Annotated in this window: 5 protein-coding genes; 1 reads left to right on the top strand and 4 read right to left on the bottom strand. The window is 48.4% G+C overall.

The window, feature by feature from the left end:
• Nucleotides 1–65: 65 nt before the first annotated feature.
• Together BLS44_RS15475 and BLS44_RS15470 are read right to left on the bottom strand one after the other, a co-directional pair.
• Nucleotides 66–1805 (bottom strand): RagB/SusD family nutrient uptake outer membrane protein, encoded by a 1740-nt coding sequence (locus tag BLS44_RS15475; protein WP_176954442.1) that lies wholly within the window; start codon nt 1803–1805, stop codon nt 66–68.
• 46 nt (nt 1806–1851) lie between these two features.
• Nucleotides 1852–4995, bottom strand: a complete 3144-nt coding sequence (locus BLS44_RS15470) for a SusC/RagA family TonB-linked outer membrane protein (RefSeq protein ID WP_090391120.1) — start codon at nt 4993–4995, stop codon at nt 1852–1854.
• 255 nt (nt 4996–5250) lie between these two features.
• Here BLS44_RS15470 and BLS44_RS15465 point away from each other — a divergent pair, with 255 nt between their 5' ends.
• On the top strand, nt 5251–9384 hold the full coding sequence (locus tag BLS44_RS15465) for a hybrid sensor histidine kinase/response regulator transcription factor (RefSeq protein WP_245729231.1): 4134 nt from the start codon (nt 5251–5253) through the stop codon (nt 9382–9384).
• A gap of 186 nt (nt 9385–9570) precedes the next feature.
• Here BLS44_RS15465 and BLS44_RS15460 read toward each other — a convergent pair whose 3' ends face one another.
• A complete protein-coding gene (locus BLS44_RS15460) occupies nt 9571–10548 on the bottom strand; it encodes a family 43 glycosylhydrolase (RefSeq protein WP_090391118.1) in 978 nt (325 codons plus the stop codon).
• Nucleotides 10549–10770: 222 nt separating this feature from the next.
• The gene (locus BLS44_RS15455; protein ID WP_090391117.1) at nt 10771–12069 is read right to left on the bottom strand and encodes a voltage-gated chloride channel family protein; all 1299 of its coding nucleotides are present in this window, start codon (nt 12067–12069) and stop codon (nt 10771–10773) included.
• Nucleotides 12070–12102 lie beyond the last annotated feature (33 nt).

The following is a 12102-nucleotide window of genomic DNA, read 5'->3' as shown; positions in this document are numbered from 1 at the left end:
AATGTAAAGACAACGCTTATCCGCAGGGGGCGCTTGTCTTTACATTCCTGTTTATCGGCCAGCCATTACCAATTTGGGTTCTGGGTGAGCGTATTATTGCTTAATCCAATCTGAGTAGATGGCAAGGGCGATAAATAATCCCGCTGCGGATTGAATTTCCTTTTATCTGCTGCCTGCATAAGCACATATCCATTCAGCATGGTCGGTTTTGTACTACCACCATAATCCAGGCCTTCAAAATATTTGCGTTCAAGAAGAGGCTTTACCAATTCTGTTTCTGCCGTTTTCCATCTTATCAGATCCCAATAACGGAACCCTTCATAAGCTAATTCAACAGAACGTTCCCTGCGGATCTCATCTCGCATGCTGAGTCCATTGGCCGTAACAAATGCATTGGTCAACAATGGTAATTTCAAATTATCATTGTTCGTAGCTCTTTTCCGAAGCAGGTTAATTGATTTATCCAGATCGATATCCGATATGCTATTACCTAATTCATAAACAGCCTCCGCATAGTTAAGCAGTACTTCCGCATAGCGGATGGCAATAAAATCTAAAAACAGGTTGGGGCTCGCCAAAAAGTCTGCCTGGCCGGTCCAGTACTTTTGCTGATGATAGTAGTAGGTATTTCGGTAAATAGGATTGCCGCCGGCTATCGATGCATAAGGATCGCCTACTTTAAACAATGTCTGCACCATTCTTGGATCCCTGTTCTGGTAATCGGTAAGTAAGCCTGTTTCTTTTCCATTGGAATCCAACGGAGATTTTCCGGCAGGCAACCCGTCCGAATAAAGCGCAGTTAGCACGAATGCCCGGGTTGCTGCATTACGGCCATCTGTCAAATAAGGCCGCATATATCCTCCGTTATTGGACACATTGTTTGTTATATCCTTTCCGTATAAGCGCGCCAGTATATTTTCCTTATTATTGGCGTAGGTTTCCCCGGGATACCGGAAAAGGTTTTGAAAACTTAATGCCCCGCCGGCGGTGTACAGGCCGTGCTTTCCTTCAGTCATTACTGCCAATGCCGCATCGCGGGCTATGGTAAAATGCTTTGCAGGGTCCTTATCCCCCGGCAGTTCAGGTGCACCATGAAACTTTTGCCAGCTGCCTTCATTCAATGCCACACGAGATTTAAAAGCCAGGGCGGCGCTGCGTGTAATGCGGCCGTACTCCCTTCCTGCCGTTCCGGATGCAGAAGTGCTGGCAGGCAATTCATCTGCCTGCGGACAATTCGCCGCTGCGAAATCAAGATCGGCATATATAGAATCAATAACAGCCCTTCTGTTTGTTCTGGGTGTATATAATGTAGGATCCTCGCGCCCGGTAATGCTTTTTCCGATATACGGAACATCCCCGTAAGCTCTTATCAGCCGGAAATAATTCAGTGCCCTGAAGAAACGAGCCTGTGCAATACAGTAAGTTTTCATCGGGCTGTCCGCAATTCCGGCGGATTTCTCCATGACATTATTCGCAGCTCTTATGTAGGCATAAGAGTTCGTCCATGTACCGTCGTTTGAAGGGACCGTTCTTGAGCCATCGCTCACTGTATTCAGCGAGCCTCCAAATACATCTGAAGAAAAATCACTATACAGATCCTCCAAAGGAGTGTCGAAGTTAGGCAGGCTGTTATACAGATAATTTGTTCCGCCGATCAGGTCACTTTCCGTTTTCCAGAAAACAGGGTCGGTGATCACTGTTTGTGTATTCTGCTCCAGCATTTTTGTACAACTGCTTGTCATAGCAACTGCACCTGTTAAGATCGCAACGATAAATAAATCGTTTTTATTAAAATGTATTGCCATTGTTTGTGTCTTGTTAATCGATTTACAATTTTTTGACTTCAGCATCTTAAAAACTTATATTCAAGCCTGCTGCATAACTCCGCCACAGTGGGTATCCAAATGTTACCTTGTCTGTATTTTCGGGGTCAAAGTAGTTAAACCACATCCCGGTTTTTTCCCATAGGTCCTGGCCGGAAAAATAAACACGTATATCACCTACTGCTTTGATATGGTGCACCCGCTTAGACAGGGTATAACCTACCTGCAAATTTTTGAGGCGTATATAGCTGGCATCCTGCACCCAATGAGATGAAACCACATCATTTACCCGGTCACTCATCCGGATTGCCGGGAATTTTGCGTTCGGATTCTCAGGGGTCCAGTAATCCTCGTGGATGGCCCAGGGCATTCTCCAGCCGTCATAAAAAGCTATAGTGGCATATGGTTCCAGTAAGAGACTTCTCTTGCCCACACCATTAAATAATACTGAAAGATCAAACCCTTTCCAGTTCACCCCTGCATTAAAACCGAAAACATAGCGTGAATTCGTATTACCGAGGTATACCAGGTCCCCATGGTTTGCAGCCGTATTAATTCCCTGATTGATAACCCCATCTTTATTTACATCCACTAATTTAATATCACCTACTCCGGTGCTGGGTGTTCTAACAGGAACGCCCTTCAGTTCATCCTGTGTATCGAAATATCCGTCTGCCTTATAACCGAAAATCGAATTGGTCGACATCCCGGGAATGGCGGCATTGATACCCGAGTTATAAGAAACCGATCCGTCGTACCGAACCACTTTATTCCTGTCGTCGCTGAGGTTTGCTGATATAAAATAACTACCATTATTGAACCGGTCATTCCAGTTAACCGTTACACCCCATCCTTTCACCTGTACGGCTGCCAGGTTTGCCTGGTTAGGCGTTACCCCCAAAAGTGCAGGAAGCTGCTGCCCAACAAAAACATTATTATTCTTTTTAATAAAATAATCGTAATGAATGGTCAGTCTCCTTTTCAGCACTTCAAGGTCAAATCCGAAATTCGCTGTTGAAATCACTTCCCAGGCTTTGCTTTCTGACGGAAGGCTTCCCTGTAAAAAATAGGCCGTACGTGAATCATTAAACGGATAATACCCTCTTGAAAGCGGGCTTTGGAAATCATAATTGTTCAGGTTGGGATCTGCGGTTTGTGCACCACCGGCCGTACCATAGGAAATAGCCAGCTTCAATTCATTCACCCAAGGTAAGGCATTTCTAAACCAGTCTTCCTGTGCTACCCGCCAAAATACGTTACCGGCATAAAATGACTGGAACTTATGACCCGGTGCCAGACGGGAACTGCCATCCTGCCTTAATGTTCCCTCAAAATAATATTTGTTTGCAAAGTTGTAGGATAACCTCCCGAAATAAGACAGCCATGTATTTACCTGCATATTATCTCCAACGTTGCCCACATCAGCAGTAGCCAGGGTTGTATAATTCAATGTAGGAAAATCATTCAGCAGGAGTGCACGCTGTATGGCCTGTACCCAATCGAATTTATACGATTTAAATTCGTAACCGCCCAACAAATGAAAACTATGCTGATCAACCTTATAATCATAATCAGCCGTAGCATAAAAATTCTGGGTAATTGAAAATGGTCTCGTTTTATTTAATGAATTCACCTGGTTAATGGGCGTGCCCGCTACCGGGTTCATATCTTTATCGATCGTATAACGAGGAACGGTCCGGTTAAAAATCACCCGGTTCGACAATACCATTCCCGGGCTATACACAGCTTTCAGATCGAGGCCTCTCAGCAACTGCTTTGCCGATAAGCTGAATACTCCGTTCATGTTATATTTATCCTCCCTGTCATACCCGCCGTCTTTCAATATTGGGTAGGCTGTGGATATTGTACCGATGTAAGCATATTTGGTTTCGTCGGTCCCTGGTGTAAATATCGGGTTGCGCGCAGCCCGTATAGAATATACACCATACATAAGTCCTTCTCCCGTTACACCGGTTGGAGGCGCATCTATATTTTCCCTTGCAAATGAAAGTCTTGAATCCAGACTGAAGATATTAGACAATTTTGCATTATAATTCAGGCGTGCATTGAATTTATTATAATTATCGGGCCCGAATTTAAACACCCCTTGCTGGTCCATATACCCTAAGGAGAACAGAAAAGTTGATTTATCTCCGCCTCCGCTGGCCGTAAGATTGATGTTTCGCTGCGGACTCTGCTTACGCATTAAAATGTCTTCTAGGTTATAATTATAGTAATAATCCCAGGCATTTGTATTGGTGTTCCATACTTCATTGATCTTCGGATCATCCAGCCAGTTCAGCTGTTCATCTGTAAAATCCGGGTTTTGATTTGCATATTTTCTTGCTGCATTCTGCAACTCGGCCTGCTTCCTGGAACTGATCAGTTCGGGGCGGGCATAAGGCGTTCTCCATGTATACATGGAAGTAATATCCACCTGCGTCTTTTGGTTCACCCTTCCGCCTTTTGTTGTTACCAATATTACACCACCCCCGGCCTTAGCACCATATATTGAAGCAGAAGCCGCATCTTCAAGCACTGAAATTGACTGTATATCATTGGGATTTAATGCATTAATATCTCCTTCGATACCATCGATAATCACTAATGGCGAATTACCCGCACCCAGGGAAGTGATTCCCCGTATACGTGCTGATAAACCTTCCCGGCCAGGCTGACCATTGGTACGGGTAATAACAAGTCCCGGAGCTGTACCCTGAAGGGCTGCAAGGGTATTTGTTACGGGTCTGTCTTTCAGCACTTTTTGATCAACTGATAATACTGCGCCCCCTACATCTCGTTTACTTTTGGAACCATAACCTACCACCACTACATCTTCCAGGCTTGAAGCGTTTGCCTTCAGGCTGATGGCCAGGGGTGCCTGTGTGCCCACGGTAACGGTGGCTGTTTCATAATTGATCGCAGACACTTCCAGCACGTCACTGGCAGCTGCACTGATCTGAAACCGCCCCTCGTTATTGGTGGCAGTACCCGTTCCGGTGGCCTTGTTTACAATAGACGCATTGGGTACCGGTGCATTGCTGCCATCCGTTACAATACCCTGAATTTGCTTCGACTGCGCATGCAGCAGCGAAGGCAACAGTAAAAATAATACGGCGATCACCCAGCATACGCCGCGATGAAGCCAATGGCCTGAATCCTTTAATGGCATAGACACAAACTTTTTAAAATTGATAAATGATAGCAGATGTAATGATTGACAGCAATTCGGACAAGCATTTCTCTCATGTACAATCTCTTGCTGCAATATCTCTCCATATGCGGGCAACAGGGGGTGAAAATTTTAAAAGACTTGGGTTGTTTTTTTAAACAATCAAATAAAAGACTGATAATCAATTAAATATTTTTATTTATTTAAAGCCTTTTCTCTGCTTATCTTTAACTGATTTTTAAAAATACATGAGGCGTGTTAAAAAGAGCATCTGAAATGTGCTGCAGCTTACTACCCTTTAAAGGCAAATTCCAAAACATTATAAAGAGGTGGTTCTTCCTGTATTTCCTGATAGGTACAACCGTTTGTTATTCTCAGGGTATCAGTTTCAGCCACCTGACATCCGAAAATGGCTTATCCAATAACTCGGTGCTGTGCATTACCCAGGATGCCGAAGGTTTTATGTGGCTGGGCACTTCCAGCGGCCTGAACCGGTACGATGGTTCCCAGATCAGGATATACACTACAGACAGCAGCCAGGGGACCGGCCTTTCTTCCAATAACATCCTTTCACTTTTCCGCGATACCCGGCAACAGCTTTGGGTAGGTACCAGTACAGGACTGAACTCCTACAATGATGAAAAAGACCGTTTTGAAAAGATCATTCTCCCGGTAAACGGCCCTGTAGCAGTGAACTGTATTTTCGAAGACCGCCTGCAGCGGCTCTGGATCGGAACATCGAAAGGTATTTTTATTCTTACCGGCAAACACCGCGACCGGGTTTTCCGTTTTGTAACACCCGGTAAACAGGACCTGGGAGGATCCATGATCAAAAGCATTTTTCAGGATCATGCCGACAATATCTGGATCGGCTCCACTGCCGGCCTGGTGCGGATGTGGAAAACCGGCGGCCTTTATCATTATGAGTCCTTCCACCACGACCCCGCAAACCCACAAAGCCTGAGCAGCGATAATATATCCGCCATTTGCGAAGATGGGTCGCACCGTCTGTGGGTCGGCACCCAGAACTCCGGTCTGAACCTCTATGAGCCGGTTACAAAAACCTTTGCACGATTTACGAAAACCAATAACCCGCAGGGGCTTATCCATAATAATATCCGGACCCTGATGGTCCGCAACGACAGCGCTCTCTGGATCGGTACACAGGAAGGGCTGAGCATCTTAAATACCCGTACGCTGAAGATGGCTTCTTTTCAAAACGAAGGTGCAGATCCCAGGAGCCTCAGCCAGAACTCTATTTACAGCCTGTACAGGGATGCGAACGGATCGGTCTGGATCGGCACCTATTTTGGAGGGGCCAACCGCGCTGATGCCTTTACCACCGGGTTTAAGGTCATGCGCAATGACGGGAGCCGCAATTCCATTCCCAACAACGTGGTCAGCACCATCCTGGAAGACCGCAATACCGATCTATGGATCGGAACAGAGGGTGGCGGCCTTGTATCATATAACCGCCGGAACGGACAATTCAGCGTTTTTAAAACGGACCGCGACAACCCCGGCAGCATCGCCTCCAATCTTGTAAAAGTGGTGTATATCGACCAGCAGGGGTATATCTGGTGTGGTACGCACGGCGGCGGGTTGAATGTACTGGATCCTGCCACCGGGATCTTCCGGCATTATTTATACCGGCCGGAAGATGTGGAAAGTACCGGGCTGGAGATCACCTCGCTGGAGGAAGATAACCAGGGCCGGTTCTGGCTGGCCACCAATTCCGGTATCCGTATCTTTAAAAAGTCGGGCCTTCAGCTGGAGCCTGTCCCGGTTGACCGGGTCAATGAACAGCTCAGCCAGCTTTCCGTTAATAAGATCTATAAAGACCGGGACGGGTGGATCTGGATGGGGGGACTTTCCGGTCTTTTTGCTGTAAAGGGCAACCAGCTCCATACCATCAATACTTCCCTGCCGGCCAATACCTTCCTGGAAGATGCTGCCGGCAATATATGGGCCGGGGCCCGGAATGGAACGCTGATCTTTTACGACAAAAAGAAGCAGGCACTCTCGCAGTACTTTATACTTTCCGGTCAGTCGACAAACATTGTCGGGATCCTGCAGGATCATCGCGGGTTATTGTGGCTAAGTACAGATGAAGGATTGGTACGTTTTGACCCGGCAACCCGGGCAGTGCTTTCCTATACTGTTGCCGATGGTCTTGCAGGCAGGGAATTTAATTACAACTCCTATTTAAAAGATCACCAGGGGGCCTTTTACTTCGGCGGATACAGAGGCATTACGTATTTCTTCCCGGACCAGATCGAGGTGAATACTTACCGGGCGCCACTGGTCTTTACCAATCTGCGGCTCAACAACGCAGAAGTACGCATTGGCGCCCCGGATGGCCTGCTGCAGCGTAACATCAGCCATACCGGTCATATCACTTTTGATCATAACCAAAACCTGTTTACCATTAATTTTGCCCTGCTCAACTTTATCAAAAGCAATAAGAACCGTTATGCTTACAGGCTGGCGGGCTTCGACAAGGACTGGAAACAGGTACGGGGTCCCTCTGCAACCTATACCAACCTGCCACCCGGCAGTTATACTTTTTCCGTACGGGGGTCCAATAATGATGGGTTGTGGACCCAGCCGATCAGCATGAAGATCACCGTACGGCCTCCGCTCTGGCGTACCTGGTGGGCTTACCTGATTTACCTGCTGTTCTTTATTGGGATCCTGTTCCTGGTAACCCGTTTCTTCTTCCTCCGGGCATTGCTCAAAAAGGAAGATGAACTGCACCAGGTAAAACTGAATTTTTTCACCAACGTTTCCCATGAACTCAGAACCCACCTGGCCCTGATTATGGCGCCGGTCGAAAAACTGCTCGACATGAACCGGACCGATCATTTTACCACCCAGCAGCTCACACAGATAAAGAACAATTCCAACCGGCTGCTGCGGCTGGTGAGCGAGCTCATGGACTTCCGTAAAGCTGAGTCGGGCCATATGAAACTGCAGGTAAGAGAGCAGGATCTGATCTCTTTCCTGCAGGAGATCTATAACAGCTTCAGCGAGTTGTCCCTGGCCAAAAACATCCAGATATCGTACACGCATACGACCCCTGAAGCTCACCTGTATTTTGATGAAAAACAGCTGGAAAAGGTCTTTTTCAACCTGCTGGCCAATGCCTTTAAATTTACTCCTGAAGGTGGACGTATCGCCCTTACGGTAACGACCAACGCTGCGTTTACAGAGATAACGGTAGCCGACACCGGCAGGGGTATTTCCACGGCCTACCTGCCCAGGCTGTTTACCAATTACTACCAGGTAGCGGACCACGGAATGCAGAACACGGGATACGGGCTGGGCCTGGCACTCTCCAAAAAGATCATGGAACTGCACCACGGAACCATCCGCGTAGAAAGCACTCCCGCCACCCCGGGAACAAACGGGCATACCTGTTTTTTTGTAACCCTCCAGCAGGGAAGCAGTCATTTTGAAAAGGACCCGGATATAACCCTGCTTTCACCGTCGGTTCCTGAAGCTACAGCCGGAAGCGGCCAACAGCCAGTGCCCGAAGCAACAGGCGCCGAACCACATCAGCAGCCTGCGGAACGCAAGCACCGGGTATTGATCGTCGAAGATAACCCCGAGCTACGCAGTCTTATCCGCCAGCAGCTCGAAACCAGTTACCAGGTGCGGGAAGCGGCAAATGGCCGCCTGGGTTGGGAAATTGCAGCAGATGAGATACCGGACCTGGTCATCAGCGACGTAATGATGCCGGAAATGACGGGTATCGAATTATGTAACCGGCTTAAGGCGGATGAACGCACCAGCCATATCCCGGTAATACTGCTAACTGCGCGGAGCACGCAAACCGATCAGATCGAAGGGCTGGAAAGCGGGGCGGATATTTATATTACCAAGCCCTTCAGCACAAAAATACTGGAGCTGCATATCCGTAATCTCCTTGAAGCCCGCCGGAAATTGCAGCAAAAGAATATCCGGGAATTTACACGGCTGTCGGCCGATACCTCGGAAGGGTCCGGTGATCCGGATAGCGGGTTCCTGCTAAAAGTGATCGCCCTTATCGATAGTCACCTGGATGATCCGGACTTTGGAGTCGACAAACTATCAAGAAAAGTAGCCATGAGCGCTCCGGTCCTTTATAAAAAGATCCGGGCGCTCACCAATATGTCCGTTAATGAATTTGTTAAGACCCGCCGCTTTAAGAAAGCCGCGGAACTGGTCCTGCAAAAGAAGCTCACCATTAATGAGATCTCCTATGCTGTGGGCTACGAGGACCGTAAATATTTCAGTAAGGCATTCAAAAAATATTTTGGCGTGGCGCCCAGCGATTTCAACCAGCATACCGCGGACCAACACCGCCCCCCCGCTGAGGAAGAGGAGCCGGAGAGCGGCAAGGAGTAGCTTCCGGTTAAACCCGCCTTATACTCCCGCTGTATCGATCTGAGGTTGACAGCTTGTTGCTATCGCTTTTGGGAGATCCCACCCACTGCTCTTAACCAATGGCGATCGGGATCCAGCCGGAAGCGCTCCTTTTACTGGCAGTCACCATTTTGGGGTTAAGATAAAGGCAGAAGGCTAAAACCCGGGTCAATTCCCTTTCAGCATCCACCCTCTTTTAAACAAGACCTCTTTTTTCGAAAGGTACCAGGATCGCCCCTTATCCTTGTTTCCCTGGAAGAATAGATAATAGTGCTGGTTGGGGGCTTTAAAAATATCCGGGTGTCCGGACTCGCTTTCATTCCAGGTGCCGGGTTTCCCGTTGGGTAAAAAAGGCTGGGCAGACAGGCGTTGCCAGCGAATACCATCGGTGCTCCGGGCAAGGCCGATCTGTTGTGGTTCATTATTATAGCCTCCCGCATAAAACATATAGAGGTATCGCCCCTGCTGTATACAGGTAGCGGCTTCGATGCAATTTTTCTCCCAGGGAAGTTCGGGCTTCAATATGGCACTGTCTGTAAGCTGGGTCCACTCCTCCCGGTTAAAACTGGTGTTCATGCTGGCTGTTGCCGCAACACCCTGCATCTGCACTTTATAGTCCGGATCACGGGTGGCAAAGTACAGGAAATAGCGGTTCTTAAAAGCCACAACCTCGGCATCAATAGCCCTCCCGCAGGTCCAGCTGCCGGTAGGCCGGAAGATAGGGTTGGTGCTGTTCCGGGTAAAATGAATACCATCTTCGGATACCGCATGGCAGATAGCATCGCTTTTCCCATTGCCATAGGTCTGGTAAAACAGGTTTACCCTGCCATCTTTTACAAGGGCACCCGGGGCACAAAGCCCGTTCTTTTCATAATCTGCGCCGGGTTCAATGGTGCCGGCCTTTTTCCAGTTGGTGAGGTCATGGCTTTCCGCAATCCCAATGCTCCAGTTTTTATTGTCAGATCCCGGCACCGAATAGTACATCAGATAGCGCCCCTTAAAAAAGATCACTTTAGGATCCTTGGCCACGGGTTTTGCCGTTACTCCTGAATCACTGTAATACATGTGCGGCCGTTGCTGTGCCGCTGCCATCATAGCGGCAAGAACGCAACAACCGATAAGAATTCCTCTTTTAAAATGGTTCATATAGCGTAACGTTTTTTTGAAGCGTCACAAGATAGCGATAAAATAACGGGTTGGGAAAATCTCTTTATAGCAAGCGGCCTAACAGCGAACAGTAACAGGGGCAGGTGGTCAATAGCGTACAGCATATTAAACGGGCCCCGACCTCCCCCCAGTGTCTCTAATCCGTAAATCATGACTATAAAACATTGAACGTTGCGCCCGAAACGGCCAGCCTCTATGTATTTATTGTTGCCGCCCCCCTGTCCTGTGAAGTTTTGGAACAGCGATCCGTTGCGCTTTATAAATACCGGAGTGCCCGCTAAAATAATATGCCGTAAAACAGGCCACCGCAAAATAAAGGATGTTTTCACCACCAAACAGCTCCACGCCCATTACCATACAGGCAATAGGGGTATTGGTAGCCGCCGCAAATACGGCAATAAAACCAAGTCCGGCAAAAAGATCGGCCGGAGCGCCGCTCAATGCCGCAATCGTATTTCCCAGGGCTGCGCCAATAAAGAATAGGGGGGTCACTTCCCCACCCTTAAAACCCGCGCTTAACGTGATAGCCGTAAACAGCAATTTCCACAGCCAGCTCCAGGTGTCCACGCCCCCGGCGGCAAAAGCGCTCACAATGCTATTATGCCCGTCCGGGTTCACCACGCCCAGGCCCAGGTAATCAAAATTGCCCAATGCGTAGCTGAAGCCGATGATCAGGATCCCGCCCGCCACCGGTATCAGCCATTTTACCGGAATCAGCCGTGTCCAGGCCTGTTTCATCAGATGCGTACAACGGGCAAAAGCCATCCCCGCCAATCCAAAAGCCATACCGGCAGCAATCACTTTCAGCAAAAGAAACAGGTCGAATGTAAAGCCGGGGATCCAGGTGGTAACGGCCCGGGCGATCCGGGTATCGATGGCATACTGTGTATGATGGATGCCATAACTGATACAAACGATATGGGCCAGCACGCTCGAAATAAGACAGGGGATCAAAGCATGGTACTTCATGCGTCCGATAAACAACACTTCCATAGCAAAAAGCGCTCCTGCCACGGGTGTACCAAACACGGCGCCAAAGCCCGCTGCCATTCCGCACATCAGCAGGATACCACGGTCCTCCTTACGGATCCCGTACCATTTGGCAAATAGATCGGCAATACTGCCTCCCATTTGCACCGCCGTGCCCTCCCTGCCGGCAGAGCCGCCAAACAGGTGCGTAATGATCGTTCCGGCAAGCACCAGTGGCGTCATACGGGCAGGTACCCCACCCCCGGGTTCATGCACTTCATCCATCACCAGGTTATTACCCGCTTCTGCATCTTTACCAAAATAGTGATACAGGGCCCAGATCAGAACACCTGCCAGTGGCAATAAAAAGAGCAGCCACCAATGCTGCCAGCGGGTATGGGTAGCCCAGTCCAGCAGCCATAAGAAGAGGGCTACAAGCGATCCTACTACAAAAGAAAGCGGAACCAGGCGAATGGTCCAGTGCGCCAGCTGATAAAAGATTTTTCCCTGCTCTGTTTTAAACCGGTACATCCTACAAATAGATTAATGATGTAATAAAATATT

The sequence above is a fragment of the Niabella drilacis genome (assembly GCF_900101395.1).
Taxonomy (GTDB): Bacteria; Bacteroidota; Bacteroidia; order Chitinophagales; family Chitinophagaceae; genus Niabella; species Niabella drilacis.
The sequence above is the reverse complement of the archived record's forward strand: the minus strand, read 5'-3'. Positions and strand labels throughout refer to the sequence as shown.